The following is a 20,653-nucleotide window of genomic DNA, read 5'->3' on the forward strand; positions in this document are numbered from 1 at the left end:
CGGATGCCGTGCGGCGCGTCGACCGCATCAGTCGGGGTCAGAGCGCCGGGTGGCGACCGGCCCAGGGACGGACCGATTCGACGGCGGCTCCGATCGCGAAGGCGTCGTTCTGCGCATAGGGGTGCGCCACGATCTGCAGGCCGGTGGGTACGCCTGCGTCACCGATGCCGGTCGGCACCGCAAGCACGGGGCAGCGGTTGTTGATGTTGAACGGCACGGCCATCTGCTGCTGCCAGTAATGGCGGCCATGCTCGTCGACCGAGTTGATCGGAGCCTGCGCAGGCAGCGCTGTTCGCGCCGTGACCGGTGCGAGCAGGGCGATCGCACCGTTCATCGTGGCGCTCAGCTCGTCTCGAACGGCCGTTTCGCGACGCAGCGTCTCGTGCAGTGGGATGCGCGCCGCGGTTGCGAGCGCGTGCTCCACGAACTGCGTGATGTACGGAGACACTGCGGCGTGTGCACGGTCGATCTCGTCGCTCATCGACGGAGCGAGCATGTGCCCGTAGTGGGCGAAGGCGAGCTCCATCAGCGCATCGGCGTGCCAGGCGGGCTCGCGTTCGACGACGTCGACGCCGAAGTTCGCCAGGGCCTCAGCCGTGGCATGCAGCTCGCGAAGGGTGTCGGCGTCGACGTCGTAGTCGCCCAGGTGCGAGCTGAGCACCACACGACGGCCGGCGAGCTGCGTCTGCAGCTCGGCTGCGTCGCCAGGAAGCGCGGCGACCGGCGTCGACGGTATCGAGAGCTGGTCTGCCGTATGCTGCCCGGCGATCACGTTGTGCATCACGCGCACATCATCGACGGTTCGTCCCATCGCGCTGTCGCTCCGGTACCAGTCCATGCTCGAGGGCTGCAGACCGGGGACGACGCCGTACGGCGCCTTGTACCCCACGACGCCGCAGTAGCAGGCCGGAACGCGCGTCGAGCCTCCGATGTCCGAGCCCGTCGCGAGCGGGGCGTATCCGGCAGCGAGCGCCGCACCTGAGCCGCCGGATGAGCCGCCCGGGGTGCACTCGACGTTCCACGGGTTGCGCGTGACGCCCCACTGTCGTGACTCGGTGACGGTCGCGGCGCAGAACTCCGGCACCGTCGAACGAACGATCGGCACGGCGCCGGCTGCGATGAGTCGCTCGACGATCGGATGGTCGGCGGTGGGCGTCTCGGCCAGCTCGATGACGCCCTGGGTCAGCGCGTGGCCTGCCAGCGCATGCTTCTCTTTCAGAATGACCGGCACACCCAACAGGGGCTGTGACGCGAGCCTGCTCGTCTTCGCGGCCTCGGCATCCACGTGATCGGCCTGACCGCCGTCAGCCTGTGCGTAGCATCGGTCGGCTTCGGCCGCTCGCGCTCGAGCCGAATCGGCGAGCACCTCGGTGACTGCGTTCAGCTGCGGTTCGAGACGGTCGACACGCTGCAGCAGAGTGTCGACGACGGTCGAAGGCCGCAGCGCTCCGCTGCGATAGGCCCGCACCAGATCTGCCGCGCCTGCTGCGGCTATCTGCGCCTCGTCGGCCCGGGACGTGCGGCCGACCGCCGTTTCTTCGTGCGATGACGCGATGTGCGACGCCGCAGGCTCAGCAGATCTGGAATCACTCATGACGGTCATGCCTCCAAGTCAGCGATCTGCGGTGTACGGTTCGCGGACGGTCGTGCGGCCCCGCGATCCTGTGGCCATGCCGGGCGCACAGCCGGGCCGGTGGCGGCAGACACCGCCAGCATCACGATGATGTTGATGACCAGGGCGACGACGCCGATGTTCAGACCGAAGATGCCGATCTTGCCGAATGTGCAGACGATGACGACTGTCTCTGAGACGATCAGACCCGCGATCAGGCCCCGGGCGTTCACGAACTTCTGCCGTGTCACCGAGAGCACATTCGAGGGAGCGAGCTGGGCCAGCCCCGCATAGGTGAGCAGATACAGGTTCGCCATGAGATCGGGCCGTGAGAGCGCAAGGCCGAGCGACAGGAGCAGGATCACCCCGGAGGAGACGCGACCGACGAGCAGTTTGCGCTCTTCGCTGATGCCCGTCGGCGTGAGGTTCGACGAGACGAGCGTGGCGATCGCCAGCACACAGTGCGCTGCGGGAACGATGGCGCAGGCGAGACCCGAGATGATCACGAGGCCCATGAGCCACCCGGGCAGCGAGTCCGACGCCAGGGTGAGAATCGCGGAGTTCTCTTCGCCCTTGTTGATCTGCAGGTGGCTGACGGCGAAGAAGCCGAGCACGATCGGAATGAACGTTGCGAGGGTGTAAAGGGGCAGCATGATGTGGTTCTTCGAGACTGCACGAGACTTGTTCGCAGCCAGCACCGCCGGCCAGCTCTCGGGAAGAGTCATCGCGCCGAGCCCGATGCCGCTGATGATCACGCTCGAGACGAACCAGACGATCCCGTAGGTCTGCGTTCCCGGGCTGACCACAAGCAGCTTCTCGGCGTTGGTCATCACGTCGGCCATCACGTCACCCGCGTGGTACGTCGCAAGGGAGCCGATCAGGATGATCACGAGAGCGACCACCATCGCGACGTCTTTGAAGTACGCGGTCAGTGCGACGCCGCGCAGGCCCGCCCACGAGACGAAGAGCAGAATCAGCACGGTGGCAACGATCATGCTGAGCGTGCCGGCCTGCTTGTACCCGGTGCCGAACGACACCATGGTTCCGAGCCCGACGATCTGCACCTGCACGATCGGCATGAAGAAGACCACCGCGAGGAATGCGACCAGGCGCCCGAGGAAAGGACTGGAGAACTGATGGCCGACCATGTCTGCGTTGGTGTGGTAGTTGAAGACCTTGCCGAGCTTCCACACGATCGGGCCCAGCAGGAACATGCCGATGTAGCCGATGACGAGGTAAGCCGGCAGGTAGGCGGCAGAGACCCCGCCGAGCACCGTGAGGCCGGACATTCCGAGGAATGTGAAGCTGGTGAAGATCGCGCCCGCCTGCAGAAAGAAGGTGGTCAGCGAACTCATGCCGCGGTCGCCGATCGCCCAGCCGCTGTTGGTGTTCAGCGACCTTCGTCGACCGAGGAAGCCGAGCGTCGCGATGACGGCGAGACCGAGAACTGTTGCGAAGATCATGCGTGGGGCTCCTGTTCGGCAGTGTCTGCGATGGTGTCGTCAAGCTCAGGCTCGCTGCGGTACAGCATCGATAGGATGAGCGTGGTGGCGATCGCCCAGCCGCCGACCCAGAAGAGGATCGGTGGGAGGCCGAGCACGCTGGCCGGAGTGTTGATGAACGGGAAGAACGGAGTGAGGACCAAGGCGGCGATCGGCAGGATCAGCGCCAGGTGCGCTTTCGTGAGATGCATGGTGGGTTCCTGGGCTTTCTCATCTGTGCTGCGTGATTGCTGACGAACTTACGGGCCTGGCCGGAGGGGAATCTGGACGCTTTGTTCGGATTCACTGCCCTGACACGCCGAAATGTCCAGTGAGAAGACTCCATGCCTACGGATCAGGGGTTCGTCAGACGGCACCTCTGAACACCTGTTACGGGAGGTTTACACCGCCGAAACAATTCACACCGTACGGTGTGCCCCATGACCCTGTGCATCAGCGACGTGATCTCACATTTCGCAAGACAGCTGCAGCCAATCGTCGGCAGTGCAGCTCCGGAGTGGCAGCAGGCGATGCATGGCCCTGTTCGATGGACGACATACACCAACCTGATCGACCCGGCTCCGTATCTGAGAGAGGGAGAGCTGGTGTTCACCACGGGGCCGATTCCTGACGCGACAGACGATGACTCGGGTGAATCGGCAGCGGCAGACGGCATCCGCCGATCTGCGACTCTGCAGGGGGCTCAGGCCCGGGAGTACGTTCGGCGTCTTCGAGAAGTCGGTGCTGTCGGAATCGTGGTCGGCCCGGTGCATCCGGACGGAGGCGACACGTCGTCGGGGGAGCACGACCAGGCGAGACGGCTGTTCGAGGGCCAGTGGCACGACCTGATCGACGCCTGTGCAGCGCAGGGGATGCCGCTGCTCTGGGGCAGGAACACCGTGTTCATCGAGTTCGCACGCGAGCTCGGCGCCCTGATCAGAGCCGATGAGCATCGAACCGATGCCTGGCTCACCGACGCGCAGCAGCGCATCACCGACGCCGCGCTGACCGACGGAGGCCCGGCCGCTGTGGTCGAGCAGCTGGCCGAAGAGCTCGGATCGTGGGTGGTGTGCTTCGACGACATGGCACGTGCCCGGTATCGCTCAGCTCGTGCCGACGACCTGACCGGGGCACAGCTCGAGGCCCTGCAGTCGGCGGCCGCTCGTGTGCTCGGCAGCGGTCTCAGAGGCGCGATGCGCCTCGACGTGAGCGATGTGCAGGGAGAGCTTCAGACGCTGGGCCCCTCGCACGGGCTCGTCGGAGTGGTGGCAGTCGGCACTGTCGACTGGGCGGACGCCGACCGTCGCGACGCAGGCAGGCATCTTCTCTCGAGAGCCCGTGCGCTGCTGTCGCTGTCGCTGGTGCGCACACAGGAGGTGCGTCGGGCCGAGTCCGGGCTGAGCGCAGCAGTGCTGCGGCTGCTGCTCAGCGGCGCGGTCGAGGCGGCGCACCACACCGCGGCGTCGTTCTCACCGCTGCCCGACTCCCCAGTCGTCGTCGTTGCCGGATGCTCGAACACCATGTCGGTCGACCAGGTGGCGAGCCTGCTCGGGCGTGCGCATCGTGGCACACGCTCGCTGACGACGGTGCACGAGGGAACCGTTCTGCTGGTCGTCGCATCCCACGATCTCAACGTCGACGGTGACACGCACGAAGACCTGCGCCTCGGGGTCTCTCAGCCGGTGCTCTACGACTCGATGAGCGGCGGCCTCGATCAGGCGATGGATGCGCTTCGACGAGCGCTCGCGGGCGATCAGCCGACAGTGCGCTACGAGCCGGCGGTGCTGGACGATGTGCTCACCGCCGTGCAGCGGGTGCCGGGCATGGAAGACCTTGCCCGCAGCCTGCTGCAGCCGCTCATCGATGTCGACCGCGGTCGGTCAGACGCGCTTCTCGAGACCCTGCGTGTGTGGCTCGAGACCGGGGGACAGTGGGAGGCGGCATCGGCGCGGCTGCAGGTGCATCGTCACACACTGCGAGCCCGCATCGAGAAGTGCGCGCGGGTGCTCGATGTGGATCTGCGCGATCCGAAGGTGCGACACGAGCTGTGGCTCGTGCTGCAGGCGCTCGCCTGAGTGAGCAGATGGAGTCTCAGTGAACGCAGACAACAGGGCGAACACCGTGGCGGAACATTAACCATGAGCGAAAAACTGCTTCACTCCTGCCTCTCAGAGCTGGCCGCCATGCAGCAGAAGATCCCAACCCCGGCCGGCGGGGTTGGGATCTTCTGCTGCATGGAGAGCGTCGTCACTCGGCGAATGCCGGTGCCACCTCCTGTGCGAAGAGTTCAAGCGATCGCTTCTTCTCTTCATGGCTCAGGCTGTTGTCACTCCAGAAGCTGAACTCCGAGACCCCTAGCCGCTCATAGTGACGCAGGCGGGTAATGACCTCTGACGGGGTGCCGATCATCGCGGACTCATGCAGTGCATCGAGGGTGAACTCGGGGCGGTCCGCGAACTTTTCGATCGGGCTGGGCTCCAGAAAGCCATTGGTCGGCGTCGTCTTGTTGCCGAACCATGCGTCGAAGGTCCGGTAGTAACGCTGAATGCCGGCAGCGCCGACTTTCCATCCCTCGGGGTCGTTCTCAGCATGCACGAAGGTATGGCGCAGCACCATCAGCTTCGGACGGCGGGTGACCTCCGGGTGATTGTTGATGGCCGCCTCGTACTTGCTGACTAAGCTCTCAACCTCTTCGTCGCCTTTCATCAGTGGTGTGACCATCACATTGCAGTCGTTTGCGACCGCGAAGTCGTGCGACTCCGGGCTTCGGGCGGCGATCCACATCGGCGGGTGTGGCTGTTGCACGGGTTTGGGCACGCTGGTCGATGTCGGAAACTGCCAGATTTCGCCGTCGTGGGAGTAGTCGCCCTCCCAGAGACGGCGAACTGCCGGGACCAGTTCGTGGAGGTATGCTCCGCCGTCAGTCGCCGGCATGCCTCCCGCCAGACGGTCGAACTCAAACTGATACGCACCGCGTGCGATGCCGATTTCGGCGCGACCGTTGCTGATCACGTCGAGCAGGGCAGTCTCACCGGCGGCCCGCAGCGGGTTCCAGAACGGAGCGATGATCGTGCCTGCACCGAGGTGAATCCTCGTCGTCTGCGCGGCAAGATAGGCGAGCTGCGGCATGGGACTGGGTGAGATCGTGTACTCCATCGAGTGATGCTCGCCGATCCACACGGTACTGAATCCAGCGTCTTCGGCGATCTTGGTCAGCTCGACCAGATTACGAAAGCTCTGTTCGTGGCTGACGGAGTCATCCCAGCGTTCCATGTGGATGAAGAGAGAGAATTTCATGCGTTGTCTTCTTTCGTTTCAGTAGTTTCTTGTGCAGTCTGTGCAGGTGTCAGGTCGTGGTCGCGCTCGGCAATGGTCATGCCAGTGCGCGCCCAGTGCTCACGGTCGACTTCGCGCAGGATGATCGTGATGTTCTCGGGCGCGGCGCCGACTGCTGTCTCCGCGGCCGTGTGCAGTGCTGAGATGAGGGATCGCAGCTGCTCAGGCGAACGACCGCGGGCGATGGAGACATCAATCAGAGGCATGGCTGCTCCTTGCTCATCCGCGCATGACGAACGGGTCGGCGACCGGGCCTTCGTCGGTGTTGATCCACACACTCTTCAGCCGTGTGTACTCGTTCATCGACTCGATGCCGTGCTCGATGCCGACTCCCGAGCTCTTAAAGCCTTGGCGGGGTGACATTGGTGACATCGCTCGGTAGGTGTTGACCCAGATGGTTCCGGCATCGAGGCGGCGGGCCAGACGGTGTGCGCGGGCGAGGTTGTTCGTCCAGACTCCGGCAGCAAGCCCGTAGTTAGTGTCATTGGCCAGTGCGACCAGTTCGTCTTCAGTCTCGAACGGCATGATCGCAGCCACCGGGCCGAAGATCTCTTCACGCACGACACGCATCGAGTTGTTGGCTCCTGTGAGCACGGTGGGTGAGTAGTAGTAACCAGGAAGACCGATCTCAGGACGGCCGCCGCCGGTGTGGAGCGTGGCGCCCTCAGACACGCCGAGGGTCACATACGATGCGACCTTGTTGAGCTGCTCCTCGAATGCCAGTGGACCCAGCTCGGTTTCGGCGTCGAGCGGGTCGCCGATGCGGATGCTCTGGGCACGTTCAGTGACCCGTTCCAACAGTTCGTCGTAGACGCTCTTGTGTGCGAACACCCGGCTGCCAGCGATGCAGGTCTGCCCGCCTGCTGCATAGATGCCAGCGATGACGCCCATCGCGGCATTTGCGACGTTCGCATCGTCGAAGACGATGTTCGGGCTCTTCCCGCCGAGCTCGAGGGTGCAACCGATGAAACGCTCGGCCGCCTGACTCGCGATCGTCGAACCGGTTCGCGTCGAGCCAGTGAACGAGATCTTCGCCAGATCTTTGTGGGCGGCCAGAGGTGCACCGGCCTCCACTCCGGTGCCGGTGACCACGTTGACCACGCCCGCGGGGAAACCGGCTTCAAACGCCAGCTCCGCCAGACGCAGGATCGTGCGCGAGGTGTACTCACTGGGTTTGATCACGAGGGTATTGCCCCCGGCAAGGGCGGGTGCGAGCTTTGAAACGGTCAGGGTCAACGGGGAGTTCCAAGGGGTGATGGCACCGACGACACCCAAGGGCTCCCGTGCAGTGTAGTTCAGGATCTCTTGGGTCATCCCTGGAATCTGGGAGCCCTGGACCTTGTCTGCCAAGCCTGCGTAGTAGTAGAGGTACTCTGGCAGACTTGCGAGCTGGCCACGCATCTCACGGAGCAGCTTGCCATTGTCAAGCGACTCTGACATGGCGAGTTCTTCGGCGTTCTCTCCGATCAAATCGCCGAGCCGTCGCAGCAGGTGGCCTCGTCGAGTCGGTGTCAGCGAGCGCCAGGCATGTGATGCGAATGCCGAGCTGGCGGCTGAGACCGCCTTGTCGACGTCTTCGTCATTGCCACGGGCTGTCTCGTAGAGCACTTCGAGTGTGGCCGGATTCGTGCTGGCGAAGTATTCGCCCGTGCTGGGGCGGGCGTGCTCTCCATTGATGAAATGGTCGAGTCGGATGCTGGACTGTTGGTCACTCATGAGGTTTGATCTCCTTCGGAAAACTCAAGGAATGCGGAGACGGCGGTCAGGAACTCCGCCGGCTGCTCGACAGGCAGCATGTGACGCGCGTTCGGTACGATGACCTTGTCTGCGTCGGGAATCGTCAGTGCGAGACGATGCGTCATCTCCGGTGTCGAACCGGAGTCGAGCTCACCCGTTATCACCAGCGTGGGCTGGGATATCTGAGACAACTCGTCGGCGAGCTCACGGTCGGCGAGTGCGAAGACGGCATAGGCCTGCAGGTAGGAGTCCACATCGTTGGCCCGTAACACGTGTGCGATCTCGTCGATGATGGCCGGGTCGGTACTGGTTCCGGCGGGAAACCAACGGTCGAGTGATCCGCAGACACTTGACTCGAAGTCTGTCTGAGCACGCTCGAGACGCTCTGCGACCGCCGCGGCCTGTTGCGGTGATCGGTCGAAGACCGAGCTGACCAGTGTGAGCGTCTGCACCCGCTCGGGATGAAAAAGGGCGATGTGCTCCGCGATCAGAGCACCGATCGAGAATCCGATGAGGTGGACCGGTCGCTTCTCTGGCATACGTGTCAAGACGTCGTCGGCCAAAGAGGTGAGAGTTGTGGGTCTGCTCAGGGGCGGCTGCTCACCGTGGCCAGGCAGGTCGAGTGCGATGATGTCGCGATCCCCGTGCAGCTGGTGCGCAAACTGAGGTTGAATACGCTGCCACATGGTGCGGTCGAGGCCGACCCCGTGCAGCAGCACGACCGGTGTGGCACTCATCGTTCTGTGCTCAGCGATGCGAGACGCTGCTGCGGGCGGCCCTGGGCCGAGGCGGCAAGGGCGATGATGATCTCGTCGGCATGGGGGGCGTCAGAGATCCGGACCTCGATCGTCTGATGATGGGATCGGATGGTGGCGTCCGTGATGTGCTTCATGGGGATGTCGAAGGTCGTTCCTGCTGCGGCACGCTTCTCGACGGCTGGCAGCAGCGTCGAGGCATGCGCTGCGTCACGGAAGTGATTGCCGAACTTCAAGGTGTGTATGAGGGCTGACCCGTGTTCGATCTCGCCGTTCAACCCGACGATCGCCGCCTTGCCGAACGCCTCAATGGGTGCTCCAAGTGCCTCTACGACGCGAGGCGCCAGAAGCGCTCCGAGGTCGGAGGCGTTTTCATCGATCCCTGCAGACAGGTCTTCGACGAACCCCCGACCTGCCCAAGGGTTGTCGACAACCGCTGCGACGACGGCAATGCGCGCCGTAGGTTCGACGGCGTGACCTCCCTCGTGCAGGATCTCTTCGACGATGGTCGTGATCTTGCGAATGCTCATGTTCTAGTTCCTTTCCAGTGTCAGAGTGTGATGGTCTTAAGGACTTCTGAGGTCACGGGTTGATCTGTGCTGCGATCGCCGATGCGTGCATGGGGGCGCGGCCCGGTTGACGCCGCAGCTATGATGACGATTTCTTCTGGGTGAGGTGCATCGACCAGCGGTGTCTCCAACGACTGATAGTGACTCCGCGTGGAAGCATGGGTCTTGTGCCACATCGGAACATTGATGTGCGTGGTCGGCCCCGTCTGCGTGTCAGAGAAGACGATGATGGAGGTTCCCCCCAGGGCTTCACGCAGCAGGTTGCCGAAGTATGGGGTGTGTATGAGTGCGGCTCCATGCTCGTACTCTCCGGCGGTGCCGACCGCAGCGCTCTTGCCGAACGCTTCGATCTGGTCGGCCCCACCGAGCCGGTCGAGCAACCGGTCGCTGAGAAGCTTCGCCAGAATCGGTGCAATCTCGATGGTCTCGGGCTGCAGGTTTCTGTCTGTCGGAGTGCCGAGCCACGGGTTTGCTATGACTGCGAGGGCGGCAGCCTGATGAATGCCGGAGTCGGCTCCGGCGACGTAGATCTCATCGCAGATCGTGTCGAGGCGGCGCAGACGGATCTTCTCGGCCAGACGAGCGTAGTCGCTCAGCGTCGAGCGAGTGGTCAGGTCGACGGTCTCGACGTGCGGTGAATCAGGCATGCGGCTCCTCTGAGTGGGGTCTGGTCTTCGGATCGATCAGTGCAGTCGTTTTCGGTGATGACAAGTGTTCATGGGCGAAAGCCGTGAACACCTGATCGCTCGAGGCAACGACATGGTGGCGCATGGCGAACTCGGCGCCGATGTGATCTTTGCTCTCGATAGCCTCCAGCACTGCTTCGTGCTCCTGCATCGAATGCGCCATGCGGCCGGGCTGTGCGACCGATTTGAGGACAAGGCGTTGGTACGCGAGCTGGTTCATCAGTAGCTCGTAGTGTGCTTGGAGCTTTTCGTTCGACGACCCCTGCACGATGATGTGGTGGAAATCGTGCACCAGCTCGGCATAGCGATCTCGGTCATCGGAGCGTACCGCCATAGTCGACGTTCGAAGGTTCTCTCGCAGCTGCTCGAGCTCGGGGACGTCGCCACGCCGCGCGAGCAGGCCTGCGGCGAGCCCCTCGAGGCTTTCCTTGAGCTGAAACATCTCGACGATCTCGCGTCTTGTGGGAACCCGTACGAACGTGCCGACACGAGGCTTGATTTCGACTAGGCCCTCGTTCTCGAGCTGTTTCAACGCTTCGCGCACCGGGGTTCGACTCACGGCGAAGTCTTCTGAGAGGGCCGCCTCAGACAGCTGTGATCCAGGCAGGGCCGTTCCGCTCAGCACCAGCTGACGCAGTCTACTGAGCAGGGGTTCCGGCTTCGAACTCTGCGTGGTCGGCTGTGACGAGTTGGGTGTTATCGGTGACATGCCGACACCATAGCTTGCATGCAAGAAGGGTGTCAAATGACGTGAAATGTGTCCGAAATTAGCAATTAACATATTTGAACCCGCTGATTCATTGACCTCAGGCAATGAGCGACTTAGATTCCTTGCATGGTAGCGATGAGAGAAAACATAATTCAGGCTTGGATCGACGCATGGGACACCGGCGACTTCGGCGCGTTAGAGCAACTCACTGATCCTGAGTATCAGCGTGTGAGCTCGCGGTCGGGAGCCGTGAGTGATTTTGATGCGTTGAAACGAGACATCCAAGAGACCCGGGCAGCATTCCCTGGTCTGCGGACAGAAGTCGAGCACGTCGTCGGCGACGACGAGGAACTCGCCATTTTCTGGAGAACCGTCGGCGTCTTCAGTGAGCCGTTGGCCGGCATCCCGCCGACCGGCAACTCTGTAGTGACGCGTGGGTCGAACTACGTGCACGTTCGTGATGGGCGCATTCTGTCTGAAGAGGTCACTTGGGATCAGAGCGCACTGCTCGCCGATGTCGGCGTGCCCTCGCTCAACTCGGCTTTTGAGAAGGTCCCAGAAGACGTCGTCGTCGACGACCTCTCAGGCCAGATTGACCTGAACGCCTTCAAAGGCTTCAACCGCAAGTTCGTTACCGGTGTCACGGTGGTGACGGCCATCGACGCCGCAGGGCAACCACGAGGGCTTGCCGCCAACTCGTATGCATCGGTCTCGGTCGAGCCGCCGCTTGTGCTGGTCTGTGTGCAGAAGACCTCGTCGACCTATGCGACGCTATTCGGCGCGAAGTACCTGGGCATCAACATTCTCAGCAATGGCCAGCGTGAGACGGTCGGCACGTTCGCCGGAAAATCCGCAGACAAGTTCGCTGGGATTGACTGGCACCCGGCGCCACAGGGCAGCCCCATGATTGCCGGATCGTCTGCCTCGATCGAGGCAGAGATCAAGGAGCGGTTTCAGGCGAAGACTCACACTGTTTTCATCGCTCGCGTTCGATATACGGAGTCTTCAGACGCCGGCCCCATGATCTACAAAGCCGGACATTTCTTCGACAGCGATCAGCTGACCGAACTGTGACGATCAGGCTCAGACATTTTCCGGCAGCACCTCTGCCGACCAACTGACGAAACTGGAGCGAACCTATGTCCCAACAAGCTAATGGCCCCGTTGCGGGGCCCGAAGGTCAGGAGCCGCTGAGCATCGGTACCCACGATGCCGAACCGGCCTTCGAAACCGGGACGATCGACATTGTCGACGCCCACCGTCTGCGCAAACGCCCAGGCAGCGTCTTCTGGATCTCGCTATCAGTGATCCTTGCGTTCGTCGTCTGGGCGGCGATTGCCCCAGACAAGCTCAACGAGTTGATGACTGGAGCCATCGACTGGGCGGCGAACTCGATCGGCTGGAGCTATCTGGTTGTGACCTTAGGATGTCTGCTCATACTCCTGTATTTGGCGTTGAGTCGCTTCGGCGGTATCCGCCTCGGCGAAGACCATGATCGACCGGAGTTCAAGACCTGGTCATGGATCGCGATGATCCTCTCTGCAGTCATGGGGATCGGCCTGATTAGCTACGGCGTGGCAGAACCGATCAGCCATTTCGTGACTCCGCCGCATGGACTAGCGGAGTCCGGCAGCCGAGAGGCGGCGGTGGTCGCTATGCAGTTCTCCTACTTTGACTGGGGGCCGAATGCGTGGGCGGTGTTCGGCGTATTCGGGCTTGCCATCGCATACTCGACACACCGCCGTCACAACCCCGGCCTGGTCTCGCCGATGCTTCGACCTCTGTTCGGGAAAGCAGTCGACGGGTGGCTGGGCAAGAGCATCGATATCTTCGCCATCATCGCAACCCTGCTCGGCACGACGACGTCGTTGGGCTTGGGGGCGTCTCAGATCGCTGAGGGAATGAACCGCGTCTTCGGCATTCCGACCGGGGTCTTCACGCAGATCGTAATCATCGGAGGCATCACTGTCGTGTTCACGCTGTCGGCGCTCTCAGGAGTGAACAAGGGCATCAAATGGCTCAGTCAGGGAACGATGGCCATCTCGTCTCTCTTGGCCTTGTTTGTGCTTTTCGCCGGGCCGACGGACTACATCTCGAACCTGTTCTTCCGCTCACTGGGCCAGTTCGTCGGCGACTACTTTCAGATTGCCTTGCTGACGCCGGCGACGCCGACTGACGTGCAGTGGATGCAGTACTGGACGTACTTCATGATGGCGTGGTGGCTGAGCTGGGGGGCATTCGTCGGCGTCTTCCTAGCGAAGATCTCGAAAGGACGTACAATCCGCGAATTTGTCGCTGGCGTCGTGGGCGTGCCGAGTCTGGTGTTCTTCGTTTGGTTCACCATCTTCGGCGGCTCGGCAATTCACTTCGACATGGAAGAGGGTATAGGGATTGGAGCTGCAGCGACCCAAGACGTGAACTCCGCCTTCTTCGAGACGCTCGCTCAGCTGCCACTGTCGACCCTGACATCAGTGATCGCGATCATCCTGGTGGTGCTCTACTTCGTCTCTGGTGCAGACGCCAACACGTTTGTGCTGAGCATGCTGTCATCTCGCGGTACGTTGAACCCGTCCGCGCCGGTTCTGACCGTCTGGGGTGTGCTCACCGGCGTCGTCGCTGTGGCACTGATGATCGTCGGTGGCCTGACCGCACTGCAGCAGGCGGCCATGCTTTCGGCTCTGCCGTTCACGATCATTGTCGCTCTGCTGGCGATCAGTCTCGTCATGGAGTTGCAACAGGATCGGAGGTTCGCAGGAACCTATCCGGCGTCCAAACTGGACATCGCGAGGCTCGAGGGAGAAATTAGGAGCTGACCGTGTGAAGGTTCGTGCCTGACGAGCCGGTTAGACCTCCGGGAAACAGTCTGTGATGGTGTCTGCTGACAAAGACACCATCACAGGCAGTTGAGAAATGCTTCGCAGGCTGGGGAGAGATGATCAGGCATGGTTGCAGCCAGCAGCGAGGTTTGTGGTGCGTTCTCGATCGCTACGGTGGTGACCGAATCAGGCACAGCCACGGCCACTGACTCCGGAAGGATCGCGAAGCCCTCTCCTGCTCCTACGAAGCTCAGCGCAGTCTCTTGATGCACCACCTGCTGGCCGGCCTGCAGGTCGGTAGATCGTGTTCCGAACAGGCTGCGGATGCGATCAATGTATCCAGGCATCAGGCCATACGGAAATGTGATCATGGGCAACTGCAGTAGTGCCTCGGTGGTGACCACCTCCTGGCCGGCCAAGGTGTGTGCGGACGGCACACAGGCGACCAGATGTTCAGTGAGGACGGGAGTGAACTGGAGCGAGCTATTGGCTGCAGTGTCGCGCACGATGCCCATATCGATGGAGTGCTCGTAGAGCGCGTTGATCTGCTCGGCGCTGGTGAGCGGAAGCAGGCGCAAGGTGACGTTTGGTCGGCGCTGTCGGAAGAGCCGCACGGCCGCAGGGAGGAGGGAGTAGTTCGCAGAGCTGACGAAACCCACGGTGAGGTGCCCACGGTGACCAGACTGCACCTCCTGCAGGTCGGCGAAACAGGCGTCGAGCTCGGGCAGTGCGCTTTGCAACCTCGACGCGAGCTCCGCACCTGCAGGAGTGAGCTCCACATGACGTGTCGAACGGGTGAGAAGCGTGACTCCGAGTTCGGCTTCGAGCCTTCTGATCTGCACGCTCAGAGGCGGCTGAGAGATGTGTAGCCGAGCGGCGGCTCGGCCGAAGTGCAGCTCGTTGGCGACGGCGACGAAGTAACGCAGCTGGCGCAGTTCCATGATTCCGCCTCTGAGTATGGTGGTGCTGCCTGTGCACTGGTCGGTACCTTCCGCCATCGCAGGTCACGTTCACAGGTCTTGAACATCGTACCCGCTATTGATAGCAGATCAGGAACAATCTGATGTGAATAGATATTGGACAGAGAATCAATTGACGCGCTCTACTGGTGTGCAGGCCATAGCAATCGTGGTCAGGGTGGACACGAGGAGTAAGAAGATGAACAGCGAATCAGCAAAGGTCGTCATCGTTGGTGCAGGGCTCGCGGGTGCGTCAGCAGCGTGGCGACTGGCGCAGCAGGGTGTTGAAACGTTGGTGCTCGAGCGGACCAAGCCGGCCAACGCGTCGGGAAGCTCGCACGGGTCGGCCCGCATTTTTCGCTACCCATACCTCGACCGGTTCTACACGCACCTCGTCGTGGAGTCGCGCCGTGGCTGGGATGAACTCGAGGCGGTTGGAGGCACACGTCTGATCACCCCGGCCGGCTCGCTTGACTCGGGGGCTGTGCGCAACCCACGGCGTCTCGCGGAGATACTGGGGGCCGAGGACGTCGAGCACGAACTTCTGTCTGTCGATGAGGCGAGTAGACGCTGGCCTCAGTTCTCGTTCGACACCGAAGTGCTCTGGCACCCGGGAGCTGGCGTGATCGACGCAGAGACCACGGTCAAGACGCTGCTGCGCCTCGCCGCAGAGGCCGGCGCGCAGGTGATCAGTGACTGGGAGGTCGCCAGCGTGACCCGCAACGGCAGCGGGTATGCGCTGACCGCAGCCGACGGGCGCACCGTCTCAGCAGAGAGAGTCGTCGTCACTGCCGGCGGCTGGCTGCCGGCTCTGCTCGGTCAGTTGGATCTTCCGGTCGACTTCGTCGACCGTGTGCCGGAGCTCCAGGTGCGGCAGGAGAACGCCTACCACTTTCCCTACCGTGATTCGGCTGACACAGGTGAGGTTCCTGCTGGTGGGCAAACCTCGTGGCCGACATTCATCTACAAAGGCGCCGACATCAAGACCTACGGTCTGCCTGGCGGTCGGGATGCCGGTTTCCGGGGACAGAAGCTCGCTGAGTACAACGGCGGCAAGGTGCTGCCCTCCGCGCTTGACCAGGACGGCCAGATTGATCCTGCGAATCGAGAGCGCGTCATCGAGTTCGTCAAACGCTTCGCGCCTGGGCTGGTTCCTGAGCCGTATGCCGAGACCACCTGCCTCTTCACCAATGTGCCGAACGAGGATATCCTCATCGACTCGTGCGAGGGCATCACGATCGTGTCGCCTTGCTCCGGTCAGGGGGCCAAATTCACACCGCTGCTCGGTGAGTTCATCACTGATCTGGTGACCGGCGCTCGCGGGGTTCCCGACCAGTTCCGTGCTCGCGGACAGCGTTTCTGACCGCCGCACACAGACCGCTGAGACAGCAGAGAGGCGAACCGACGATGAACCATGACATCGCGACACCGAGCGCCCTGCTCGGCGAGATCCAAGAGATCGGTCGAGACTCCGAACGCGGAGGATATACCCGACCGGTGTTCTCAGAACCCGAAAGACGACTCACCGAGTGGTTCGTCAGCCAGGCGCGCCGACGGGGGCTCGATGTCGAGACTGACGGTAACGGTATCACTTGGGCTTGGTGGGATGTGCCCGGAGGCTCGCGAGTAGACGCGATCGGCTCCGGCAGCCACCTGGACTCGGTTCCGGGCGGCGGGGCGTTCGACGGGCCGCTCGGCGTGGTCTCGGCACTGAGTGCGGTCGACCATCTCCGGGCTCGCGGCGTGCAGCCGAAGCGGGCGCTCGCCGTGATGGTCTTTCCCGAAGAAGAGGGGTCACGATTCGGGCTCGCATGCTTGGGATCGCGATTGGCTGCTGGTCTCGCAAGCTCAGAATACGTTCGGGGTCTGCGAGATGCCGACGGAATCACTTATGCCGAGGCAAGTCGAGCCGCGGGGGTCGACCCGAGCGGCATCGGAGCAGATCCTCAGGGCTTTGCTCGACTCCGTTCGTTCGTCGAGCTGCACATCGAGCAGGGGCGAGGACTGGCCGAGCTCGAGCAGCCGGTGGCGATCGGGCGATCGATTCTGGGGCATGGACGCTGGCACCTAGTCATCGAAGGCCGCGGAGATCACGCAGGCACCACACGCATGGTCGACCGTCAAGACTCGATGGTCGTAGCGGGGGAGGTAATCGGCATCGTACGTCGTGAGGCCCTGGCCGTCGAAGGCGCGCGCGGCACCATTGGACGAATCCGTGCCGTTCCTGGTGGAACAAACGTTATTGCCTCGCGTGTCGAACTCTGGCTTGACGTTCGCCACTTCAATGACGATCAGACTCTTGAGATCGTTCGATCGATTGCGAAACATGTCGACAAGGCTGCAGATCGGGAGGGGTGTGTATTTCGAATAGCGCGTGAGTCATTCAGTCCCACGGTTCAATTCGATGAAAGACTCCGTGAAAAGATTGGCAGCATTTTATCCCTGGCTCCCGTGCTTGACACCGGGGCGGGGCACGATGCGGGAGTGCTCTCCGCACTGCTGCCCACCGCCATGCTCTATGTCAGAAATATGACTGGGACGTCGCATTCTCCGCTGGAACACTGCGATGTCGAGGACGCTGATGCGGGAGCGGTTGCGCTCGCCGATGTTCTGCAGGGGCTGTTGACCGAAGACTGATTCAGATGAGAGGTTTGCCTTGCAGGCGCTGCTGGCGTGAGCGCCGAACATGACGAATGCTGACGATCATTCTGGTGTTCGGCGTTCGCGTGTTTCTGTCATTCAACGACTGTATGGCGATGGAATTTGTTGGTGAGTGTCTCATTCGAAAGAAATGTGTTTTCACTCAATTGACGCTGATGCGATACACAGTCGAAACAACTTTAATTTGTACTTGTCTCTGTAAACACATCACGCGGGGGTGACGTGCCTTCAGGATGTGACAGCCGATTAAAGGAGACTCTCGGATGACCGATACAAAAATCGACATGCTGTACCTGAGCGAGCAGGATGTTATCGATGCCGGCGTGATGAATATCGATGAGTGCATCGACGTGATGGAGGAAGTGCTGGTGCTCGTGGCCAACGGGCAGTATCGCATGGCTGGCAGCAGCGCCAACTCGCATGGCGCCATGGTCACCTTTCCGGAGCACTCGCCATTCCCTGAGTTTCCCAAAGACACTGAAGACCGTCGCTTCATGGCCATGGCTGCCTATCTTGGCGGTCGCTTCGACACCGCTGGCGTCAAATGGTACGGCTCGAACATCGAGAACCGGGAGAAAGGGCTCCCGCGCTCGATTCACCTCATCGTGCTCAATGACAAAGACACCGGAGCGCCGTTCGCCATTATGTCGGGCAACTTGGAGAGCGCATACCGCACTGCCGCAGTTCCGGGCGCCGCAGCTCGCAAGCTGGCACCGGAAAACGCCAAGTCTCTTGGCCTGATCGGCCCGGGAGCGATGAACAAGAGCGCGCTCGATACGTTCTCACGACTGCGGCCCACACTCGACACCGTGCGAATCAACGGGCGTCGTCGCTCGACGTCTGAGAAGTATGCCGAATGGGTGCGCGAGAACTTCCCGCAGTTCACCACCATCGAGATCGTCGACAGCGCGGAGGGAGCCGTGCGCGACTCCGACATCGTCAGCGTCGCGGTGACCGGCATGGTCGGCTCTGAGAACTACCCATACATCAACGGCGACTGGATCAAGCCCGGCGCGTTTCTGAGCCTGCCGGCCAACCTGAAGATGGACAAGGAGTACACACTGAGCGGCAAGGCCCGTCTGGTCGCCGACGCGAAGGCCATCTACGAGGCATGGGCAGAAGAGTACCCAGCCCCCTGCCATGAGACCGCCTTCGGAATGATCGGACTCAACTGGCAGGATCTCATCGGAGCCGGTGAGCTGGAGTCAGAACGAGTGGTCAACATCGGCGATGTCTTTGCGGGCAAGGTGCCCGGGCGCGAGTTCCCGGAGCAGCCTGTGCTGTTCAGCGTCGGCGGCATGGGCGTCGAAGACGTCGCCTGGGGCAAAACCGTCTATGAGCACGCGGTCGAGAAGGGAATCGGCACCAAGCTGAACCTCTGGAACACGCCGAAGCTGGTCTGAGGCCATGCGGGTGATTCGGTTCGGCGAGCAGACGGCCACTCCATGGGCAAACGGAGGCGGCCACACGGTCACCCTGCTGCAGCATCCGGCGCATGCCGAGCCGACCGAGGTCATCTGGAGGCTCAGTGTCGCCGAGATCGTCGGATCATCTGCATTCTCGATGTTTCGCGGGCTCAGCCGGTGGTTCGTGCCGCTGACCGATGAGGTCGAGGTCACCGTCGACGAGCAGAGCAATCGTGTGCACCCGCTTGACGCGCTCTCGTTCGACGGTGCTGATCGGGTCAGCACCCGTCAGCATCAGCAGACCACACACAATCTCAACATCATGGTGCGCACCGGTGCGGTCGATCTGCGACTGCGCCGGTGCACACTCGAACCGGGAGAGTCTCTCGGGCCTCGCCTGACACCGTCTTCGGCGAGGCCGATCGGTGACGAATATCCCGGCGAGCTGGATGCGCTGGTCGTTCTCGACGGCCGGCTCACCGGCGCATCAGGCGAGGTCGCCCCCTGGAGTCTCGTGACAGAGCCGACTGGGTGCGATCTCGCAGCGACTGCTCCGACGCATGTGCTGCACGTGCACATCACCTTGGCCGACAGAGGCAAACCGTCGGCAGCACACCCACTGTGACAAGAACAGGATCAAACTATGGACATCACTTCACAGGTGAACACCGCCTGGATGCTCGCGGCGACCGTCGCGGTCACGCTCATGCTGCCGGGCCTCGCGCTCTACTATGGCGGCCTTTCACGCACGAAGAACATTCTGAACACGATCATGGTGGTGTTCGGCGGCTTCGCTGTCACCGCGCTGCTCTGGGTGCTGTTCGGCTACGGCCTCACCCTCGGCGACTCTGTGAGCGGAGCCGGCCTGATCGGCAACCCCAGCGGGCTCTTCGGACTGGTCGATCTGATCGGCGCCGAGACGCCGGAAGGCGCCGTTCCCGGAATTCTCATCGCCGGCTTCCAACTGATCTTCGCCGGGCTGACGGTCGGCATCGTCGGCGGTGCTGTCGAGGGGCGCATGAAGTTCTCGAGCTGGCTGGTCTTCGCCGGGCTGTGGGCCACACTCGTCTACTTTCCGGTCGCGCACTGGGTGTTCGCCTTCGACGCTGCTGACGGCAGCACGACCGGTGGCTGGATTGCGAACAAGCTCGGTGCGCTCGACTTCGCCGGAGGCACCGCGGTGCATATGAACGCTGGTGTCGCCGCGCTCGTGCTGGCGATGTTCCTGGGCAAGCGCAAGGGATTCCCGGCAGTCGGGCGACCGGGCAACCTGCCGATCGCCATTCTCGGCGGCGGCCTGCTGCTGGTCGGGTGGTACGGGTTCAACGGCGGGTCTGCCGGTGGCATCAACGAGGCAGCAGGGTTCTCTCTGACCAACACCCTCGTCGCCGCCTGCGTCGGCATGCTCGGGTGGCTGATCGTGGAGCGCATCTTCGGTGGGCATGCCACCTCACTCGGAGCCATCTCGGGCGTGCTGGCCGGCCTCGTCGGCATCACCCCGGCAGCGAACTCCGTGTCGGTCATGGGAGCGGTCGTGATCGGTCTGATCGCTGGAGCCATCGCCTACTGGGCGCTGTCGTTGAAGGCCAAGCTCGGGTACGATGATGCGCTTGACGCGGTGGCCATCCACATGTTCCCGGGAATCTTCGGCACCGTCGCGATCGCCTTTCTGGCCGACCCCGCCACCCCAGCGGGTGCCGCGGGGCTCTTCTACGGCGGCGGCGGTGAGCTGTTCGCCCCCCAGATCATCGGTGTCGTCTCAGTCTTCGCCTACACCTTCGTGGTCACCGCACTGATCGCCTGGGCGCTCAAGGCGACCATGGGGCTGCGGGTCACCGACGCCGAGGAGAACGCCGGCCTCGACTCGTCACTGCACGTCGAGACCGCCTACGAAAAAGAAGACGCCTGATCGTCGCCGATGGCATC

The 20,653-nt window shown here is 62.5% G+C and carries 19 protein-coding genes; 8 read left to right on the forward strand and 11 right to left on the reverse strand.

What is annotated here, in order from left to right; all coding sequences use genetic code 11:
• Positions 1-37: 37 nt before the first annotated feature.
• From F8O07_RS02360 to F8O07_RS02370, 3 genes are read right to left on the reverse strand one after another with little or no spacing between them, the layout of a single operon-like run.
• Positions 38-1,594 (reverse strand): amidase, encoded by a 1,557-nt coding sequence (locus tag F8O07_RS02360; protein ID WP_192496598.1) that lies wholly within the window; start codon positions 1,592-1,594, stop codon positions 38-40.
• Between the two features lie 5 nt (positions 1,595-1,599).
• On the reverse strand, positions 1,600-3,075 hold the full coding sequence (locus F8O07_RS02365) for a sodium:solute symporter family protein (RefSeq protein ID WP_158030563.1): 1,476 nt from the start codon (positions 3,073-3,075) through the stop codon (positions 1,600-1,602).
• Entirely contained in the window at positions 3,072-3,305 is a 234-nt protein-coding gene (locus F8O07_RS02370) for a hypothetical protein (RefSeq protein ID WP_158030564.1), read from the reverse strand. The genes F8O07_RS02365 and F8O07_RS02370 overlap by 4 nt, the downstream gene beginning before the upstream one ends.
• A gap of 228 nt (positions 3,306-3,533) precedes the next feature.
• Between F8O07_RS02370 and F8O07_RS02375 the strand changes: the two genes are divergently transcribed.
• Positions 3,534-5,168 (forward strand): helix-turn-helix domain-containing protein, encoded by a 1,635-nt coding sequence (locus F8O07_RS02375; RefSeq protein WP_158030565.1) that lies wholly within the window; start codon positions 3,534-3,536, stop codon positions 5,166-5,168.
• Between the two features lie 172 nt (positions 5,169-5,340).
• On the opposite strand, the gene F8O07_RS02380 is transcribed toward F8O07_RS02375, so the two are convergent.
• Genes F8O07_RS02380 through F8O07_RS02410 form a run of 7 tightly spaced genes read right to left on the reverse strand, consistent with a single transcriptional unit; the run spans position 5,341 to position 10,990 of the window.
• Positions 5,341-6,390, reverse strand: a complete 1,050-nt coding sequence (locus tag F8O07_RS02380) for an LLM class flavin-dependent oxidoreductase (RefSeq protein WP_158030566.1) — start codon at positions 6,388-6,390, stop codon at positions 5,341-5,343.
• Positions 6,387-6,635, reverse strand: coding sequence for a tautomerase family protein (locus tag F8O07_RS02385; protein ID WP_158030567.1), 249 nt, complete (start codon positions 6,633-6,635; stop codon positions 6,387-6,389). The genes F8O07_RS02380 and F8O07_RS02385 overlap by 4 nt, the downstream gene beginning before the upstream one ends.
• Before the next feature lie 13 nt (positions 6,636-6,648).
• Complete coding sequence (locus tag F8O07_RS02390; protein WP_158030568.1) at positions 6,649-8,145, reverse strand: aldehyde dehydrogenase; 1,497 nt, start codon at positions 8,143-8,145, stop codon at positions 6,649-6,651.
• The gene (locus F8O07_RS02395) at positions 8,142-8,903 is read right to left on the reverse strand and encodes an alpha/beta fold hydrolase (RefSeq protein WP_158030569.1); all 762 of its coding nucleotides are present in this window, start codon (positions 8,901-8,903) and stop codon (positions 8,142-8,144) included. Before F8O07_RS02395 ends, F8O07_RS02390 begins: the two co-directional genes overlap by 4 nt.
• Positions 8,900-9,451, reverse strand: coding sequence for an amino acid synthesis family protein (locus F8O07_RS02400; RefSeq protein WP_158030570.1), 552 nt, complete (start codon positions 9,449-9,451; stop codon positions 8,900-8,902). Before F8O07_RS02400 ends, F8O07_RS02395 begins: the two co-directional genes overlap by 4 nt.
• 20 nt (positions 9,452-9,471) lie before the next feature.
• Positions 9,472-10,137, reverse strand: a complete 666-nt coding sequence (locus F8O07_RS02405; RefSeq protein ID WP_158030571.1) for an amino acid synthesis family protein — start codon at positions 10,135-10,137, stop codon at positions 9,472-9,474.
• Positions 10,130-10,990, reverse strand: a complete 861-nt coding sequence (locus tag F8O07_RS02410; protein WP_225733138.1) for a GntR family transcriptional regulator — start codon at positions 10,988-10,990, stop codon at positions 10,130-10,132. Before F8O07_RS02410 ends, F8O07_RS02405 begins: the two co-directional genes overlap by 8 nt.
• A 30-nt stretch (positions 10,991-11,020) precedes the next feature.
• Between F8O07_RS02410 and F8O07_RS02415 the strand changes: the two genes are divergently transcribed.
• Positions 11,021-11,959, forward strand: coding sequence for a flavin reductase (locus F8O07_RS02415; RefSeq protein WP_158030572.1), 939 nt, complete (start codon positions 11,021-11,023; stop codon positions 11,957-11,959).
• A gap of 65 nt (positions 11,960-12,024) precedes the next feature.
• A complete protein-coding gene (locus F8O07_RS02420; protein WP_158030573.1) occupies positions 12,025-13,698 on the forward strand; it encodes a BCCT family transporter in 1,674 nt (557 codons plus the stop codon).
• Between the two features lie 80 nt (positions 13,699-13,778).
• Here the strand turns inward: F8O07_RS02420 and F8O07_RS02425 are convergent, their stop codons facing one another.
• Positions 13,779-14,642, reverse strand: a complete 864-nt coding sequence (locus tag F8O07_RS02425) for a LysR family transcriptional regulator (RefSeq protein WP_192496599.1) — start codon at positions 14,640-14,642, stop codon at positions 13,779-13,781.
• A 217-nt stretch (positions 14,643-14,859) separates the two neighbouring features.
• Here F8O07_RS02425 and F8O07_RS02430 point away from each other — a divergent pair, with 217 nt between their 5' ends.
• The 5 genes from F8O07_RS02430 (at position 14,860) to F8O07_RS02450 (ending at position 20,636) form a co-directional block, all read left to right on the forward strand.
• Positions 14,860-16,023, forward strand: a complete 1,164-nt coding sequence (locus tag F8O07_RS02430; protein ID WP_158030575.1) for an FAD-dependent oxidoreductase — start codon at positions 14,860-14,862, stop codon at positions 16,021-16,023.
• 44 nt (positions 16,024-16,067) lie between these two features.
• Entirely contained in the window at positions 16,068-17,297 is a 1,230-nt protein-coding gene (locus F8O07_RS02435; RefSeq protein WP_158030576.1) for an allantoate amidohydrolase, read from the forward strand.
• A gap of 287 nt (positions 17,298-17,584) precedes the next feature.
• Positions 17,585-18,724: a tyramine oxidase subunit B gene (locus F8O07_RS02440; RefSeq protein ID WP_158030577.1), complete on the forward strand. Its 1,140-nt coding sequence runs from the start codon at positions 17,585-17,587 to the stop codon at positions 18,722-18,724.
• A gap of 4 nt (positions 18,725-18,728) precedes the next feature.
• Positions 18,729-19,352 carry a HutD family protein gene (locus F8O07_RS02445; RefSeq protein ID WP_158030578.1) on the forward strand — a complete coding sequence of 208 codons (624 nt, stop codon included), beginning with the start codon at positions 18,729-18,731 and terminating at the stop codon, positions 19,350-19,352.
• A gap of 18 nt (positions 19,353-19,370) precedes the next feature.
• Positions 19,371-20,636, forward strand: a complete 1,266-nt coding sequence (locus F8O07_RS02450) for an ammonium transporter (RefSeq protein WP_158030579.1) — start codon at positions 19,371-19,373, stop codon at positions 20,634-20,636.
• Positions 20,637-20,653 lie beyond the last annotated feature (17 nt).

The organism is Pseudoclavibacter sp. CFCC 13796 (assembly GCF_008831185.1).
Classification (GTDB): Bacteria; Actinomycetota; Actinomycetes; order Actinomycetales; family Microbacteriaceae; genus Pseudoclavibacter_A.

What these genes read in the sequence shown, in the direction of transcription:
- F8O07_RS02425 (WP_192496599.1), bottom strand. Translation starts at nt 14,642, where the DNA reads ATGGAACTGCGCCAGCTGCGTTACTTCGTCGCCGTCGCCAACGAGCTG.
- F8O07_RS02395 (WP_158030569.1), bottom strand. Translation starts at nt 8,903, where the DNA reads ATGAGTGCCACACCGGTCGTGCTGCTGCACGGGGTCGGCCTCGACCGC.
- F8O07_RS02370 (WP_158030564.1), bottom strand. Translation starts at nt 3,305, where the DNA reads ATGCATCTCACGAAAGCGCACCTGGCGCTGATCCTGCCGATCGCCGCC.
- F8O07_RS02430 (WP_158030575.1), top strand. Translation starts at nt 14,860, where the DNA reads ATGAACAGCGAATCAGCAAAGGTCGTCATCGTTGGTGCAGGGCTCGCG.
- F8O07_RS02445 (WP_158030578.1), top strand. Translation starts at nt 18,729, where the DNA reads ATGCGGGTGATTCGGTTCGGCGAGCAGACGGCCACTCCATGGGCAAAC.
- F8O07_RS02440 (WP_158030577.1), top strand. Translation starts at nt 17,585, where the DNA reads ATGACCGATACAAAAATCGACATGCTGTACCTGAGCGAGCAGGATGTT.
- F8O07_RS02415 (WP_158030572.1), top strand. Translation starts at nt 11,021, where the DNA reads ATGAGAGAAAACATAATTCAGGCTTGGATCGACGCATGGGACACCGGC.
- F8O07_RS02450 (WP_158030579.1), top strand. Translation starts at nt 19,371, where the DNA reads ATGGACATCACTTCACAGGTGAACACCGCCTGGATGCTCGCGGCGACC.
- F8O07_RS02385 (WP_158030567.1), bottom strand. Translation starts at nt 6,635, where the DNA reads ATGCCTCTGATTGATGTCTCCATCGCCCGCGGTCGTTCGCCTGAGCAG.
- F8O07_RS02365 (WP_158030563.1), bottom strand. Translation starts at nt 3,075, where the DNA reads ATGATCTTCGCAACAGTTCTCGGTCTCGCCGTCATCGCGACGCTCGGC.
- F8O07_RS02360 (WP_192496598.1), bottom strand. Translation starts at nt 1,594, where the DNA reads ATGAGTGATTCCAGATCTGCTGAGCCTGCGGCGTCGCACATCGCGTCA.
- F8O07_RS02420 (WP_158030573.1), top strand. Translation starts at nt 12,025, where the DNA reads ATGTCCCAACAAGCTAATGGCCCCGTTGCGGGGCCCGAAGGTCAGGAG.
- F8O07_RS02435 (WP_158030576.1), top strand. Translation starts at nt 16,068, where the DNA reads ATGAACCATGACATCGCGACACCGAGCGCCCTGCTCGGCGAGATCCAA.
- F8O07_RS02375 (WP_158030565.1), top strand. Translation starts at nt 3,534, where the DNA reads ATGACCCTGTGCATCAGCGACGTGATCTCACATTTCGCAAGACAGCTG.
- F8O07_RS02380 (WP_158030566.1), bottom strand. Translation starts at nt 6,390, where the DNA reads ATGAAATTCTCTCTCTTCATCCACATGGAACGCTGGGATGACTCCGTC.
- F8O07_RS02400 (WP_158030570.1), bottom strand. Translation starts at nt 9,451, where the DNA reads ATGAGCATTCGCAAGATCACGACCATCGTCGAAGAGATCCTGCACGAG.
- F8O07_RS02405 (WP_158030571.1), bottom strand. Translation starts at nt 10,137, where the DNA reads ATGCCTGATTCACCGCACGTCGAGACCGTCGACCTGACCACTCGCTCG.
- F8O07_RS02390 (WP_158030568.1), bottom strand. Translation starts at nt 8,145, where the DNA reads ATGAGTGACCAACAGTCCAGCATCCGACTCGACCATTTCATCAATGGA.